Origin of the sequence: Streptomyces sp. NPDC057900, assembly GCF_042887885.1 — a bacterium.
Classification (GTDB): Bacteria; Actinomycetota; Actinomycetes; order Streptomycetales; family Streptomycetaceae; genus Streptomyces.
In genome coordinates, this window is sequence record NZ_JBHVOI010000004.1 from 586,582 (window position 1) to 601,418 (window position 14,837).

Annotated in this window: 12 protein-coding genes; 10 read left to right on the plus strand and 2 right to left on the minus strand. The window is 71.9% G+C overall.

Annotation, left to right across the window (positions count from 1 at the left end; translation table 11 throughout):
* Positions 1-42: 42 nt before the first annotated feature.
* Positions 43-534, minus strand: coding sequence for a cysteine dioxygenase (locus ACFVQ0_RS20120; RefSeq protein ID WP_390089771.1), 492 nt, complete (start codon positions 532-534; stop codon positions 43-45).
* 723 nt (positions 535-1,257) lie between these two features.
* Between ACFVQ0_RS20120 and ACFVQ0_RS20125 the strand changes: the two genes are divergently transcribed.
* The 3 genes from ACFVQ0_RS20125 (at position 1,258) to ACFVQ0_RS20135 (ending at position 7,266) form a co-directional block, all read left to right on the plus strand.
* Positions 1,258-1,521, plus strand: a complete 264-nt coding sequence (locus ACFVQ0_RS20125) for a WhiB family transcriptional regulator (RefSeq protein WP_024494319.1) — start codon at positions 1,258-1,260, stop codon at positions 1,519-1,521.
* A gap of 331 nt (positions 1,522-1,852) precedes the next feature.
* Complete coding sequence (locus ACFVQ0_RS20130) at positions 1,853-5,734, plus strand: glycosyltransferase (RefSeq protein WP_390089773.1); 3,882 nt, start codon at positions 1,853-1,855, stop codon at positions 5,732-5,734.
* Positions 5,731-7,266 (plus strand): DUF5719 family protein, encoded by a 1,536-nt coding sequence (locus ACFVQ0_RS20135; RefSeq protein ID WP_390089775.1) that lies wholly within the window; start codon positions 5,731-5,733, stop codon positions 7,264-7,266. Before ACFVQ0_RS20130 ends, ACFVQ0_RS20135 begins: the two co-directional genes overlap by 4 nt.
* 86 nt (positions 7,267-7,352) lie before the next feature.
* Here the strand turns inward: ACFVQ0_RS20135 and ACFVQ0_RS20140 are convergent, their stop codons facing one another.
* On the minus strand, positions 7,353-7,781 hold the full coding sequence (locus ACFVQ0_RS20140) for a metallopeptidase family protein (protein WP_390089777.1): 429 nt from the start codon (positions 7,779-7,781) through the stop codon (positions 7,353-7,355).
* A gap of 324 nt (positions 7,782-8,105) precedes the next feature.
* On the opposite strand from ACFVQ0_RS20140, the gene ACFVQ0_RS20145 reads away from it, so the two are divergent.
* The 7 genes from ACFVQ0_RS20145 to ACFVQ0_RS20175 all read left to right on the plus strand — a co-directional run.
* Positions 8,106-8,486: a DUF3499 domain-containing protein gene (locus tag ACFVQ0_RS20145; RefSeq protein WP_390089779.1), complete on the plus strand. Its 381-nt coding sequence runs from the start codon at positions 8,106-8,108 to the stop codon at positions 8,484-8,486.
* Positions 8,487-8,572: 86 nt separating this feature from the next.
* Positions 8,573-9,940: a phosphomannomutase/phosphoglucomutase gene (locus tag ACFVQ0_RS20150; protein WP_390089781.1), complete on the plus strand. Its 1,368-nt coding sequence runs from the start codon at positions 8,573-8,575 to the stop codon at positions 9,938-9,940.
* 201 nt (positions 9,941-10,141) lie between these two features.
* Positions 10,142-10,324 carry a Trm112 family protein gene (locus tag ACFVQ0_RS20155; protein WP_073738559.1) on the plus strand — a complete coding sequence of 61 codons (183 nt, stop codon included), beginning with the start codon at positions 10,142-10,144 and terminating at the stop codon, positions 10,322-10,324.
* Positions 10,325-10,376: 52 nt separating this feature from the next.
* Complete coding sequence (locus tag ACFVQ0_RS20160) at positions 10,377-11,513, plus strand: SIS domain-containing protein (protein WP_390089783.1); 1,137 nt, start codon at positions 10,377-10,379, stop codon at positions 11,511-11,513.
* Between the two features lie 116 nt (positions 11,514-11,629).
* Positions 11,630-12,811, plus strand: a complete 1,182-nt coding sequence (gene manA / locus ACFVQ0_RS20165; RefSeq protein ID WP_390089784.1) for a mannose-6-phosphate isomerase, class I — start codon at positions 11,630-11,632, stop codon at positions 12,809-12,811.
* 89 nt (positions 12,812-12,900) lie between these two features.
* On the plus strand, positions 12,901-13,905 hold the full coding sequence (locus ACFVQ0_RS20170; RefSeq protein WP_390089786.1) for a cation diffusion facilitator family transporter: 1,005 nt from the start codon (positions 12,901-12,903) through the stop codon (positions 13,903-13,905).
* Between the two features lie 247 nt (positions 13,906-14,152).
* Positions 14,153-14,837: adenosylhomocysteinase (locus ACFVQ0_RS20175; RefSeq protein ID WP_390089787.1), on the plus strand; the 685-nt coding region annotated here is incomplete at its 3' end.

A 14,837-nucleotide genomic window follows, 5' to 3' on the forward strand; every position in this document is an offset into this window, starting at 1 on the left:
CTGTCAGGCGGAGCCCGGTCGTTGTTGGGGTGGTGGGGCTGTTCAGACGGTGACCGTTGCCGTGGCTCGCTGCGAGGCGTGCATGGGCATGTCGGTCAGTCCCGGGTAGTAGATGTGCAGGCTGACAGCCGGTTCGAGGGAGTCGTTGACCACCTCGTGGGCGTAGCCGGGGGCGAAGACGCGCTGGGCGCCGGCGCCCAGCGTCCGCTTCCTCCGGTCCGTACGCTCCGTCAGCTCGCCTTCCAGCACGGTCAGTACGCCGGAGGACGGGCCGTGGTCGTGCAGCCCGCTGCCCTGGCCCGGGATCCAGCTGAGCAGCCAGACGTCGTACCCGGGGAGGCTGAGCAGCCGGTGGTACCAGCGGGTGGTGGCGTCGTACTGGACGAGCGGGGCCCAGCGGGGGCGGTCGTCGGCGATGGAGCGGGCGAGGCCGGCGAACTCCGCCACCGTGGCGGGGTGCTCACGGGCGGGGCGCAGGAGGTGCTGGACCTCAAGGAGGTCGCCGGCGATCTGGAGGTCGCTGTCGCTGTTCATGGGTGCGGTGGTTCCTCGGCAGGAGTGCACGGGAGTGCGGGTCCGGTGGGGGTGCGGGGGTGTCGCGAGGACCGTGGGGACCGGGTGACCACGGGCCGTGAAGGCCGCAGGGGAGGGTCCGGGGGTCCGGGATGAGCTGTGTCGGGCTGGAGCGCGAGGGCTTCAACAGCTGAGACAGCTGGAACAGCAACAGCGAGCCTGGACAGCGCTACGGAACCCACGGGTGTGGGTGACGCGCATCGCTGAGGTCACTGGCATGAGATCAAGGAGAGCTGGAGAACCACCGGACTGTCAACCCAATGCCCGATTTGAGGCTAATGTTTCACCTCATCCGGTTGCTGTGAGCGGAGAAAGGTTTGTGCAGCGCTTGCGGCGGAGACATGGCGCAACGGAAGTGTCCGTAAACGCGGTAGCGGCTCCGTGACCCGACTGTGATCTTGGTCGCTTCGGTGATCGAATCGCAACGTGCCCGCCCTCCAGGGAGTTCCTCCCTGTGACGGGTGATCGCGCGACGGGCACGCGAGAGGCCCATGGCATATGTCAGGTTTTTGGCTATTTGAACACTTACCGCATAGGCTTGGTGCCGCAGAGTGAATACCGGGCCCAATAGCAGATCTGCGCTTGACTGGCACGAAGCTACACACTTGTAATTTCACTCGTGTCGTTCGGCCGATTCGATAACGGCCGCATCACGGGGACGCAAGAGACAGACGAGGGGCGCACATGACCGAGCTGTTCCAGCAACTGCTGGTCGAGGACGCGGACGAGGAGCTCGGCTGGCAGGAGCGCGCACTGTGCGCCCAGACCGACCCTGAGTCCTTTTTTCCTGAGAAGGGCGGATCCACCCGCGAAGCGAAGAAGGTCTGTCTCGCCTGTGAAGTCCGGTCGGAATGCCTTGAGTACGCCCTTTCCAAGGACGAGCGGTTCGGTATCTGGGGCGGCCTCTCCGAGCGCGAGCGACGACGGCTGAAGAAGGCCGCGATCTGACGCACACCGGCCGAAGACGCCGGACTCCGCGGAGCTGACCGCTCCCCGGCCCCGCCCCGACCCGGCCCGCCCATGGCCCGCCGCCTGCACCCTGCCCGCAGGCGGCGGGCCATCGCCGTGCCCGGCACAGCGCTCGGCACACTGCCCCGGCGCACCGCCCCCGGCCCCTACCGTCGCTCTCGTTCAACCGCTCCGCGCCACCCCGGTTATCCGTACCGTTAGTGTGGGGCCCCGTCCGAGACGCGCCAACGACCCGACAGGGCGCGCGTGTACACCGATGCAGCCCCCGGGGGTACGTTCCCCCGGACCCGGCCGGAGGGCCCGTACCTCGATGTCCGTGCACAGCCATTCGACGGCGCCGTACGCGGCCGCCGCCGCCCCAGAGTTCCCCAGGCATGTCGTCACCGCCGTGCTCGTCTCCCACGACGGCGCACGCTGGCTGCCCGACGCACTCGCCGGGCTGCTCGGGCAGGAACGCCCCGTACAGAGCGTCGCCGCCGCCGACACCGGCAGCGCCGACGACTCCGCGCGGCTGGTGACGGAGGCGCTCGGCGCCGACCGCGTCCTGCACCTCGCGCGACGTACGAGCTTCGGCACCGCAGTCGACGAGGCGAGCCGCACCGCCGGTGTACTCACCCCGGACGACCTGCCGTACCTGAAGCGCCCCAGCGGCTGGGACCCGGTCACCCGGTCCTGGCGTGACGACAACTACGACCTGCCCGAACTGCCGCACGGCGAACCGGTGCAGTGGCTCTGGCTGCTCCACGACGACTGCGCGCCCGAGCCCGACGCGCTCGCCGAGATGCTGCGCGTCGTCGACAACGACCCGCACGCCGCGATCGTCGGCCCCAAGCTCCGCGGCTGGTACGACCGCAGGCAGCTCCTCGAAGTCGGCGTCTCCATCGCCAACAGCGGGCGCCGCTGGACCGGTCTCGACCGGCGCGAGCAGGACCAGGGCCAGCACGACCAGGTCCGTACCGTGCTGTCCGTCTCCACCGCCGGCATGCTGATCCGCCGTGACGTGTGGGAGGAGCTCGGCGGCTTCGACCGCAGGCTCCCCCTGATGCGCGACGACGTCGACCTGTGCTGGCGCGCCCACATGGCCGGGCACCGGGTGCTGATCGCCCCCGACGCCGTCCTGCGGCACGCCGAGGCGTCCGCCCGCGAACGGCGCCCCATCGACTGCGCCGGGCGTTCCGTCTCCAGCCCGCACCGCGTCGACAAGGCCGGCGCCGTCTACACGATGCTCGTCAACGCCCGCGGCAAGCTGCTGCTCTGGGCGCTGCTCCGGCTGGTGCTCGGCACCCTGCTGCGTACGCTCGCCTACCTCGTCGGCAAGGTGCCGGGACAGGCCCTCGACGAGGTCGCCGGACTCCTGGGCACCCTGCTGCGGCCCGGCCGGATCCTCGCGGCCCGCCGCCAACGCGGCAAGGGGGTCATCGACCCGGCGGAGCTGCGCGGGCTCTTCCCCGCGCCCGGCGCCACCGTCCGCGCCACCGTGGAACAGGTCGCCGGGAACTTCGGCGGCTCCACGGAGGCCGAGTCCAGCGGCTCCCGGCACGGCGCCGTGGAGTCCGGACCGGGCGGCGACGACGCGGACTTCCTGGAGATCGACCAGTTCGCCAAGTTGAAGCGGGTCGGCCGCAAGCCGGGCCCCGTGCTCTTCGCCGTCCTGCTCCTGGTCTCGCTCGTCGCCTGCCGCAGCCTCATCGGCGGCGGCGCACTGGCGGGCGGCGCCCTGCTGCCCGCACCCGGCGACGTCTCCGAGCTGTGGGGCCGGTACGCGGACGCCTGGCACACCGTCGGCACCGGCGGCACCCAGACCGCACCGCCCTACCTGGCCATGATCTCCGCGCTCTCCGCGCTGTTCCTCGGCTCCACCGGATTCGCGCTCACCCTGCTGCTGGTCTGCTCGGTCCCGCTGGCCGGACTCACCGCGTACTTCGTCTCCCGCCCGCTGATCCCCTCCCGGCTGCTGCGGGCCTGGGCGAGCGTCGCGTACGCCTTCCTGCCCGCCGCGACCGGAGCCCTGGCGACCGGCAGGCTCGGCACCGCCGTCCTGCTCGTCCTGCTGCCCCTGATCGCCCGCGCCGCCGTCTCGGCGCACGGGATGCGCGGCAGTGGTGACAGCCGGGGCAGCTGGCGCGCCACCTGGGCGTACACCCTCCTCCTCACCCTCACGATGGCGTTCACCCCCATCGTGTGGCCGCTCGCCGTGGTTCTCGGCGTCGGTGTCCTCGCGCTGCGCCGCAACGACATCACGGCCTACGGGCTCCGCTTCCTCGCCGCCGTCGGCACCCCGCTGCTCGTCCTGGCGCCCTGGTCGCTCTCCCTGCTGTCCAGCCCCTCGTCCTTCCTGAAGGAAGCGGGCCTGGACGCCGGTACGGGATCGGCCTCCGCCCTCGACCTGCTCGGCATCAGCCCCGGCGGGCCGAAGGCGGCGGGCGGCGTCCTGCTGCTCGGCATCGTGCTCGCGGCGCTGGCCGCGCTGCTGCGCGGGGAGCGGCAGTTCGCGGTCCGGACCGCCTGGGTCGTGGCCCTGGTCGGCCTGGCCTTCGCCGGGCTCGCCAACGGCTCCGGCTGGGCGGGCCCCGCCACCCTCGTCTACGGCGCCGCGCTCATCGCCGCCGCGCTGGTCGGCGCGGACGGCGCGCGCATCCGCGTCGCGGAACTCAGCTTCGGCTGGCGCCAGCCGGTCGCCGTCCTGATCGCGCTCGCCGCGGGCATCGCCCCCGTGCTGGCCGCCGCCGGCTGGATGATCGGCGGCGCGGCGGGCCCGCTGGAGCGGCGCGACCCGGTGCAGGTGCCCGCGTTCGTCGCGGAGGAGAGCGGCACCCGTGACCAGCCGCGCACCCTGGTGCTCGACGGCACATCGCCCTCCCACGTCGCGTACACCCTGGTCCGCGGCTCCGGTGCCCGGCTCGGTGACGGTGAACTCGCCGCGGCTGGTGGCGGCAACAGCCACCTCGACAAGGTCGTCGCCAATCTGGTCGCGGGCTCGGGCGCCGACCAGGGCAGCCAGCTCAGCGGCTTCGCGATCCGTTACGTCCTCGTGCGGGACGGGGCGCCGAAGCAGATGAGCCGGGTGCTCGACGCGACGCCCGGTCTCAGCCGGCTCAGCCAGCTGGACGGCAGCGCGCTCTGGCGCGTCGACCGGCAGGTCGCCCGGATCATGATCGTCCCGTCCGCCGCCGACGCGGACGCCGAGCCGCTGCCGGTCGGCTCCAGCCCGGTCGAGGCACACACCGACATCCCGTCGGGCGGCGCGGGCCGGGTGCTGCGGATCGCCGATGCCGCGGACCCCGGCTGGCAGGCCACGCTCGACGGCCGGCCGCTGACCCGCAAGACCGTCGACGGCTGGGCCCAGGGCTTCGAGCTCCCCACCGGGGGCGGCTCGCTGAACCTCACGTACGAGGCGTCGATCACGCACTCCGCGTGGATCTGGGCCCAGGCGGCGCTCGGCCTGGTCCTGCTGGTCCTGGCCCTTCCGGGCCGCCGCCGGGAGATCGACGACGACCTGCCGGAGGAGTCCGTGCCGGTCCCCGCCGAGCCGGTCGCGGGCGAAGGCCGCCGGGCACGCAGGCTGCGCGCGGCCGCCCAGGCGGAGGGCGAGGACGCCGAAGAGGACGGCAACGCGGACGGCAACGCGGACGGAAACGCGGACGGAAACGGGGCGGAGCCGGAGGAGTACACCCTGCCCCAGCAGCCGTCCGCCGAGCCGCAACCGCACGCCGCCGACGGCCAGGAGGTCTTCGTACCGCAGCAGGCGGACGGCGACACCGGTGAGTACGCGGCCGTGCCGCAGCAGCAGCAGTACGGGGAGTGGGACGCCCAGCAGTACCAGGGCGCCGACTACCAGCAGTACCAGGAGGGTCAGTACCAGGAAGGCCAGTACGGAGCCGGGCAGTACCAGGAAGGCCAGTACCAGGAAGGCCAGTACGGAGCCGGCGCGTACGACCAGTACGGCTATCCGCAGCAGCAGAGCGACTACACGTCGTACGCCCAGGGGCAGTACACCAACGCCCCGTACGACCCGTCGTACGACGCCAACGCCCAGTACGGGACGGGCCAGTACGGCGATCAGCAGCCGTACGACCCACAGAACCAGAACCAGAACCAGAGCCAGGACCAGAACCAGAATCCCGACGAGAACCCCGCCCCGGGCCAGAACCCGTGGCCGACCGGTAACACATCGCGAGGCGAGTCCGAGTGAAGTCCACCAGCCTGTCCCTCATCGCGGGGGCCGTCGCCCTCGCCGCAGTCACCGGATTCGCCGCGCTCTCCGTGCCGGGGGACGACGGTACGACGGAGGCCGGGGCGTCCTCCCGGCTGCCCGTGGAGCGGTCCAGCCTGCTCTGCCCGGCGCCCGGTCTCTCGGACCTCGCGGAGACGGCGTACACGTCCTTCACCCCGCCCGGGAACGGCGACGGCGAAGCGGGGACGGCCGAACTGAAGTCACCCACGGCCGACAAGGAAAAGGACAAGTCGAAGGACAAGGGCACGGACAAGAGCAAGGACAAGTCCAAGTCCAAGGCGGCCGATTCGGACAAGCCTGTCGTTGCTCTGAAGGAGCCCGGCAAGCCGGTCACCGCAGACGTGTCCGGCTCGGGCGCCCCCGCGCTCGTCGGCACCGCCACCGGCCGGCTCGCGCCCGGCTGGAGCGCCCAGCAGACCACCACGGTCGAGGCCGGCGACGGACGGGGCGTGCTCGGGGTCAGCTGCACGGCACCCGACACCGACTTCTGGTTCCCGGCCGCGAGCACCGCCAAGACCCGTGAGGACTACGTCAACCTCACCAACCCGGACGACACCGCCGCGGTGGCCGACATCGAGCTGTACGGACCGGACGGCACGCTCAAGTCCGATGTCGGCGAGGGCATCACGGTCCCCGCCGGGTCCGGCGTCCGAGTCCTGATCTCGACGCTGACCAGCACGGCCGCCGACGATGTGACCGTCCACGTCACGACCCGCACCGGACGGGTCGGCGCGGTCGTCAGGACGTCGGACAGCAAGACCGGCAGCGACTGGCTCACCGCCTCCGCCGCCCCGGCCGGCACCCTGGTGCTGCCCGGCATCCCGGCGGACGCGACCTCGGTCCGGCTGGTGGCCTTCGCCCCCGGCGAGGACGACGCGGACTTCACCGTACGGCTCCTCGGCAAGACCGGGCCCTTCGCGCCGGTGGGCAACGAGGACCTCCACGTGAAGTCCCGGATGACGGCCGGGGTGGACCTGAAGAACCTCACCCGGGGCGAGGCGGGCTCCCTGCTGCTGACCCCCACCCAGAAGGACAGGGCCACTCCCGTGGTGGCGGCTCTGCGGGTGGTACGGGGCAAGGGCGACAAGCAGGAGGTCGGTTACATCCCGGCGACCGGACCGGTGGGTGCGCAGGCGACCGTCGCCGACAACCGGTCGAAGGGCTCGACGCTCTCGCTCACCGCACCCGGCGCCACCGGCACCGTGAAGGTCACGGCGTCGGCGGGCAGCAAGGCGGGTACCCCGGTCAGCAAGACGTACAAGGTCGCCGCGGGCACGACGCTCGCGGTCACTCCGCCGGTTCCGTCCGGCCTCAAGGGCACGTACGCGCTGACGGTCCACACGCAGTCGGGCGGCCCGGTCCACGCCGCCCGCACGCTCGCGCTTCCGCAGGACGGCATCCCGATGTTCACGGTGCAGACCCTGTCGGACGACGGCGGAACGGTCGAGGTGCCGGAGGCAGAACAGGACCTGTCGGTCCTGGACGACTGAACGCGAAGCACGCAGGACGCAGGGGACAGGGGAGGCCCAAGGGCCGGGGAGAGGGAACGAACGCGCCCCCGGTCCCCGTCTTCCCGCTACTCCTGCCCGTAGCGCGGGTCGACCGACTCCGGGGCGAGTCCGAGCAGTTCCGCGACCTGCTCGACCACGACCTCGTGCACCAGCAGTGAGCGCTCGTCGCGGTTCTTGGTACGGATCTCGACGGGACGCCGGTAGATCACGATCTGCGCAGGCCGCCCCTTCTCGGCGGACAGCGCGTTCCCCAGCGGAACGGTCTCCTCCGTGGTGCTCGGCACATCGAGGACCACGAAGTCGACCTCGGCCAGCTGAGGCCAGCGCCGCTCCAGCCGTTCCACGGAGTCCTGGACGAGATCGCGGAAGCTGTCCGCCCGGCTGGCCGAGAGCGGCACCTGGGGCGGTGCGACGGGCCCGCGCATGCCTCGGCCGTGGCGGTCTCGGCGCCGAGGTCGCGGCTCGGACGGGTGGGGCGGTACAGGACTGTCCATCACCGACGCAGCGTAACGCTCCGCGCGACGAGTGGACGGCGGCTGCGCGGGGACGAATCCGGCCTGTCCGCTTCTGAACAATCCGGCCACGGGGGAGCCGGATTCCGGCCCTGCTCGTGACCGAACTCCTCTTGTCCTATGACCGCTTTCGCGGTGAGCGGCGACCGGAATCGTTGCCGCCGCGACCTGCGCCCCTTGCGCTTCCGCGCAGGTCAGGAGAGATGTCCCGGAGGCGGCCGTACCGCCGGTCACAGGGCGACACGGTGGGGTGAGCCGGGGGAGAGTCGTCGCAGCCCGCTCAAGAGTGCGGTAGCGTCCAACATCGTGAGCCCTGTACGTCGCTGTTCGCGCACCGCGTGCGGCCGCCCTGCCGTCGCGACACTGACGTACGTCTATGCCGACTCGACTGCGGTCCTCGGCCCGCTCGCCACCTACGCCGAGCCCCACTGTTACGACCTCTGTGCCGAGCACAGCGAACGGCTGACCGCGCCACGCGGCTGGGAGGTCGTCCGGCTCTCCGACCCCTCCGCGCCCGTGCGCCCCAGCGGTGACGACCTCGAAGCGCTCGCCAACGCGGTACGGGAAGCGGCGCGTCCGCAGGACCGGGGCGACGGGTCCAGGGGCGCCGGCGGCCGTCGCACCGCGGATCCGGCGGAGGTCGCCCGCCGGGGCCACCTCCGGGTGCTGCGCTCGCCCGAGTCCTGAGCGGTCGCCGGTACGCCCGGCGCGCGGGGAGTCCGTGGCCGCCGGGTAGTTTGGCGGTCCGAAGAAACCCTCAGGAGGACCGTCCCGTGACTGCAGACCTGTCGCAGCTCGTGAAGGCGTACGACGTGCGCGGAGTCGTGCCCGACCAGTGGGACGAGGCCCTGGCCGAGCGGTTCGGAGCGGCCTTCGTCGAGGTGACGGCCGCGGCCGCGATCGTGGTCGGCCACGACATGCGCCCCACGTCACCGAGTCTCTCCGGTGCCTTCGCCCGTGGTGCCGCAGCCCGGGGCGCGGACGTCACGATGATCGGCCTGTGCTCGACGGACCAGCTGTACTACGCGTCGGGGGCACTGGACCTGCCGGGCGCGATGTTCACGGCCTCGCACAACCCGGCTCGGTACAACGGCATCAAGATGTGCCGTGCGGGCGCCGCCCCGGTCGGCCAGGACACCGGCCTGGCCGAGATCCGCACCCTGGTCGAGCAGTGGTCCGCGACCGGCGCTCCGCAGCCGGCCGCCACCCCCGGCACGGTCACCGAACGGGACACGCTCACCGACTACGCCGCGTATCTGCTGTCGCTGGTGGACCTGTCCGCGATCCGCCCGCTCAAGGTGGTCGTGGACGCGGGCAACGGCATGGGCGGCCACACGGTCCCCACGGTCTTCGCGGGCCTGCCGGTCGAGCTCGTCCCGATGTACTTCGAGCTGGACGGCACGTTCCCGAACCACGAGGCCAACCCCCTGGACCCGAAGAACATCGTCGACCTCCAGGCCCGCGTGGTGGCCGAGGGCGCCGATCTGGGCCTGGCCTTCGACGGCGACGCGGACCGCTGCTTCGTGGTGGACGAGCGGGGCGAGGGCGTCTCCCCGTCGGCGATCACCGCCCTGGTCGCCGCCCGCGAACTGGCCCGCAACGGCGGCAGCGGCACCATCATCCACAACCTGATCACCTCCCACTCGGTCCCGGAGGTCGTACGGGAGAACGGCGGCACCCCGGTCCGCACCAGGGTCGGCCACTCCTTCATCAAGGCGGAGATGGCCGCACACGGGGCGATCTTCGGCGGCGAGCACTCCGCGCACTACTACTTCCGCGACTTCTGGAACGCGGATACGGGCATGCTCGCCGCCCTCCACGTCCTGGCCGCCCTGGGCGGCCAGGAGGAGCCCCTCTCGGCCCTGCTGGCCCAGTACGACCGCTACACCGGCTCCGGCGAGATCAACTCCACGGTCGACGACCAGCCGGCCCGCACGGCGGAGGTCCGGGCCGCGTTCGCGGACCGCGAGGGCGTGACCACCGACGAGCTGGACGGCCTGACCGTCACGGCCCCGGACTGGTGGTTCAACCTCCGCGCCTCCAACACGGAACCCCTGCTGCGCCTGAACGTCGAGGCCCGCGACGAGAAGACGATGACAGCGGTACGCGACGAGGCCCTGGCCGTAATCCGCAGGCCCTGATCCAACGTCGTCGGCCTGCTTCCACCCCTCCGCCGCACCCCCGGAACCGGCTCGCCGCAGGCGCCCCCACCCGCACCCCGCCACACCCCCGGACAAGCACCCCCGGCCGGGCCGCGCCCCCGCCACCCCAGCGGTAGGCTGACGTCGCCCGAACCAAGACACAAGAACACGCACTCGTGCCCGCCCGAAGGGACCCACCCCATGCCGCTCGAAGCCGGTCTCCTGGAGATCCTGGCCTGCCCGGCCTGTCACGCCCCCCTGGACGACCGTTCCGCGGCCGACAGCCCCGAACTGGTCTGCACGGGCAAGGGCTGCGGACTGGCCTACCCGGTACGGGACGGCATCCCCGTCCTCCTCGTCGACGAGGCCCGCCGCCCCGCGTAACCGGGCCCACACCCCCGCACGGTGATCAGCGTGTGATCGGAGGACCGTCCCCATGCTCGACGAGTCGTTGCTCGACGCCCCGGAAGCCCTGGCCCGAGCCGACCGCCGCGGTCTGCTGCGCGGCGCCGCCGAGGCCGGGGCCAGGGTCCGCACCGCCGCCCGGCACGCGACGGAGGCCGGGATCCCCGAGCTGAACCCGGAGGGCCGCCCGCGCGCCGTCCTGGTCGCCGGCTCCGGCACCGCCGCGTCCGGCGTCGCGGACCTGATCGCCGCCCTCGCCGGAGCCTCCGCGCCGGTCACGCGCATCCAGCCGACCGGCGTCGCCCCCGCCGCGGGCGCGATGCGCTGGACCCTGCCCGGCTGGGCCGGCTCGCTGGACCTGCTGCTCATCGTCACCGCGGACGGCTCGGAGCCCGGTCTGGCGCTCGTCGCGGAACAGGCGTACCGGCGCGGCTGCAGCGTCGTGGCCGTCGCCCCCAAACAGTCCCCGCTGCGGGAGGCGGTGGACGGCGTGCACGGCCTCGTCGTGTCCATGGCCTCCGCCCCGCACGGCGAGTACGACGCCGAGACGTCGGCCGCGGGACCCGGCACCCTGTGGGCGCTGTTCACCCCGCTGCTCGCGCTGCTCGACCGCGTCGGCCTGGTCACCGCGCCCCCGGAGACGCTGCAGAGCGTGGCCGACCGGCTGGACCGCACGGCGGAACGCTGCGGACCGGCCATCGCCACGTACAGCAATCCGGCCAAGACCCTGGCCGCCGAACTCGCGGACAGCCTTCCGCTCGTCTGGACCGAGGGCGAGGCCGCGGCCCCGGTCGGACGCCGCTTCGCCGCGGTCCTGGCCGAGCTCTCGGGCCGCCCGGCCCTCGCGGCCGAACTCCCCGAGGCGCTCCCCGCCCACGGGGGCCTGCTGGCCGGGGCCTTCGCCGCGGGAGCGGACCCGGACGAGTTCTTCCGCGACCGGGTCGACGAACCGGAGGCCCTGCGCGCCCGGGTCGTCCTGCTCAGGGACCGGCCCACCGGCGGCCTGAGCGCGGCCCCGGCGGCCCGCGAACTCGCCCTGGGCCACGAGACGCCGATCAGCGAACTCGAACCGGAGGAGGGCAGCCGGCTCGAAGCCCTCGCCGAGCTCCTCGCGGTCACCGACTTCGCCGCCGTCTACCTGGCCCTGGCCTCGGAAGCCCGCGCCTGAACCACCACGCGGCAACCCGCACCCGGCCCGGCGCGTCCCGGCGCATCCCAGTCCAGCCCAGCTCACGCAGCACCGAGATCCACGCATCCGACACACACAGCACGAGGACGAACTCCATGGACCGGCTCTCCAACACCGTGCGCCCGTACGCCTGGGGCTCCACCACAGCCATCCCCGCCCTGCTGGGCGTCGCCCCCACCGGCGAGCCCCAGGCCGAGATGTGGATGGGCGCCCACCCCGGAGCCCCCTCCCGGATAACCCGCACCGCACCCGCCACCGCATCCGGCACCGAGCAGCCCCTCACCGACGTCATCGCAGCCGATCCGGTGGGCGAGCTCGGCCGGGCCGCCGTCGAAAAGTTCGGCCCCCGGCTCCCCTTCCTCCTCAAGCTGCTCGCCGCCGGAGCACCGCTCTCCCTCCAGGTCCACCCCGACCTCGCCCAGGCACAGCAGGGGTACGCGGACGAGGAGCGCCGGTCCGTTCCGATCGACGCCGCCCACCGCACGTACAAGGACGCCAACCACAAGCCCGAACTGATCTGCGCGCTCACCCCCTTCGACGGCCTGTGCGGCTTCCGCCGGCCCATCGAGGCGGCCGAGGCGATGGAGGCGCTGGGCGTCGACTCCCTCAAGCCCTACGCCGACCTGCTCCGCGCCCACCCCGAGGAGGCCGCCCTGCGCGAGGTCCTCACGGCGATCCTCACCGCGGACCCGGCACAGATGACGGAGACGGTGACCGCCGCGGCCGCCGCCGCGGAACGGCTCGGCGGCGCGTACGCCCCGTACGCGCGCATCGCCCACCACTTCCCGGGCGACGCGGGCGTCATCGCGGCCATGCTGCTGAACTACGTACAACTCCAGCCCGGCGAGGCGCTGTTCCTCGGCGCCGGTGTCCCGCACGCCTATCTCGACGGCCTCGGCGTCGAGATCATGGCCAACTCGGACAACGTGCTGCGCTGCGGACTCACGCCCAAGCACATCGACGTACCCGAACTCCTGCGCATCGTCCGCTTCGAGGCGACCGATCCGGGCATCCTGCGCCCCGAGGCGTCCCCGTCCGGCGAGGAGCTGTACGAGACCCCGGTCGACGAGTTCCGGCTCTCCCGCTTCGACCTCTCACCGGGCGGCGACCCCGTCGACCTGACCGCGGCCACGCCTCAGATCCTGCTCTGCACAGCGGGCGCACCGCGGACCGGCGACCTCGGTCTCGTACCCGGCGACTCGGTCTTCGTACCGGCCGGCGAGAAGGCCGAAGTCTCGGGTACGGGCACGCTGTTCCGTGCCACTGTGGTGGCCTGACGTACCGTCCGCACCATGGACTGCAACAATGTCCGGCCGTACCGCGGCCGCCGGAGCCGCAGCACCGAACGAAGGGACACCAGGCACCCATGAGCGCGTCAGGCGGAACCAAGGCGATCGTGGCGGCGCTCGGCGCCAACCTCGCGATCGCAGTGGCCAAATTCGTGGCGTTCCTGTTCAGTGGCTCCTCCTCGATGCTCGCGGAGAGCGTCCACTCGCTCGCCGACTCGGGCAATCAGGGGCTGCTGCTGCTCGGCGGCAAGAAGGCCAAGCGCGAGGCCACCCCCCAGCACCCCTTCGGGTACGGGCGCGAGCGCTACATCTACGCCTTCCTCGTCTCCATCGTGCTGTTCTCGGTCGGTGGCATGTTCGCGGTGTACGAGGGCTACGAGAAGATCAAGCACCCGCACGAGATCGAGGCCTGGTACTGGCCGGTCGGCGTCCTGGTCTTCGCGATCATCGCGGAGGGCTTCTCCTTCCGGACGGCCATCAAGGAGTCCAACGAGACCCGCGGCGCGCTGTCCTGGCCGGAGTTCATCCGCCGCGCGAAGGCACCGGAACTCCCCGTCGTCCTCCTGGAGGACTTCGGCGCGCTGATCGGTCTGGTTCTCGCCCTCGCCGGCGTCGGCCTGGCCATCGGCACCGGCGACGGTGTGTGGGACGGCATCGGCACCCTGTGCATCGGCATCCTGCTGATCGCGATCGCGATCGTCCTGGCCGCCGAGACCAAGTCGCTGCTGCTCGGCGAGGCCGCAGGCACCGACCAGGTCGACAAGATCAAGGCCGCGGTCGTGGACGGTGACACCGTCACCGGCATCATCCACATGCGCACGCTCCACCTCGGCCCGGAAGAACTGCTGGTCGCCGCCAAGATCGCGGTCCAGCACGACGACACGGCCACCGAGGTCGCCAACGCGATCAACGCCGCTGAATCCCGCATCCGCGAGGCCGTCCCGATCGCCCGGGTCATCTACCTGGAGCCGGATATCTACAACGAGGCCGCAGCCCGTTCCGGCACCAACCCGGCCAAGAACACCGAGGACCCCTCCGCGAACACAGAGGACCCCTCCGACCCGAACGAAACCAGCCACTGAACGCGCCGTACGCGCCCTTCGCGGCCGCTCCCGGACCGGTGGGCTGGGAGCGGCTGGGCCGTTCGGTGTAGATTCGACGGCAGTGCCAGACGTCGCTGCTGATGGCGGTCGATCGGTCCGTAGCCACGGACCGGCCGAGGGAGAGAGGGCCTCCGACGGACTGCGCTGCGAGCCTCTCGGGCATTCGTGTGCCCGAGGCCGCAAAGCGCGCCCATCCACCCTCGAACCAACTGAGGAGCAGCCCGTTATGACGACGGTCGCCAATCGACAGGACTTCAAGGTCGCTGACCTCTCCCTCGCGGCTTTCGGCCGTAAGGAGATCACTCTGGCCGAGCACGAGATGCCGGGTCTGATGTCGATCCGTAAGGAGTACGCCGCCGCGCAGCCGCTGGCGGGTGCTCGTATCACCGGTTCGCTGCACATGACCGTGCAGACGGCGGTGCTGATCGAGACCCTGGTCGCTCTGGGTGCCGAGGTCCGGTGGGCCTCCTGCAACATCTTCTCGACCCAGGACCACGCGGCCGCTGCTATCGCGGTCGGCCCGACGGGTACCCCGGACGCTCCGGCCGGTGTTCCGGTCTTCGCGTGGAAGGGTGAGTCGCTGGAGGAGTACTGGTGGTGCACGGAGCAGGCGTTGACCTGGCCGAACACGCCCACCGGTGGTCCGAACATGATTCTTGACGACGGTGGTGACGCCACGCTCCTGGTTCATAAGGGTGTGGAGTTCGAGAAGGCGGGTGCGGCTCCGGATCCGTCGACGGCGGACAGTGAGGAGTACGCGCACATCCTCACGACGCTGAACCGGACCCTTGGTGAGGCGCCGCAGAAGTGGACGCGGCTGGCGTCGGAGATCCGTGGTGTGACGGAGGAGACCACGACGGGTGTGCACCGGCTGTACGAGATGCACCGTGACGGGACGCTGCTGTTCCCGG

Bases quoted from the DNA above. Each gene is read 5' to 3' on its own strand.
- ACFVQ0_RS20160 (WP_390089783.1), top strand. From the start codon at position 10,377: ATGCTCGACGAGTCGTTGCTCGACGCCCCGGAAGCCCTGGCCCGAGCC.
- ACFVQ0_RS20130 (WP_390089773.1), top strand. From the start codon at position 1,853: ATGTCCGTGCACAGCCATTCGACGGCGCCGTACGCGGCCGCCGCCGCC.
- ACFVQ0_RS20125 (WP_024494319.1), top strand. From the start codon at position 1,258: ATGACCGAGCTGTTCCAGCAACTGCTGGTCGAGGACGCGGACGAGGAG.
- ACFVQ0_RS20155 (WP_073738559.1), top strand. From the start codon at position 10,142: ATGCCGCTCGAAGCCGGTCTCCTGGAGATCCTGGCCTGCCCGGCCTGT.
- manA (WP_390089784.1), top strand. From the start codon at position 11,630: ATGGACCGGCTCTCCAACACCGTGCGCCCGTACGCCTGGGGCTCCACC.
- ACFVQ0_RS20170 (WP_390089786.1), top strand. From the start codon at position 12,901: ATGAGCGCGTCAGGCGGAACCAAGGCGATCGTGGCGGCGCTCGGCGCC.
- ACFVQ0_RS20120 (WP_390089771.1), bottom strand. From the start codon at position 534: ATGAACAGCGACAGCGACCTCCAGATCGCCGGCGACCTCCTTGAGGTC.
- ACFVQ0_RS20140 (WP_390089777.1), bottom strand. From the start codon at position 7,781: ATGGACAGTCCTGTACCGCCCCACCCGTCCGAGCCGCGACCTCGGCGC.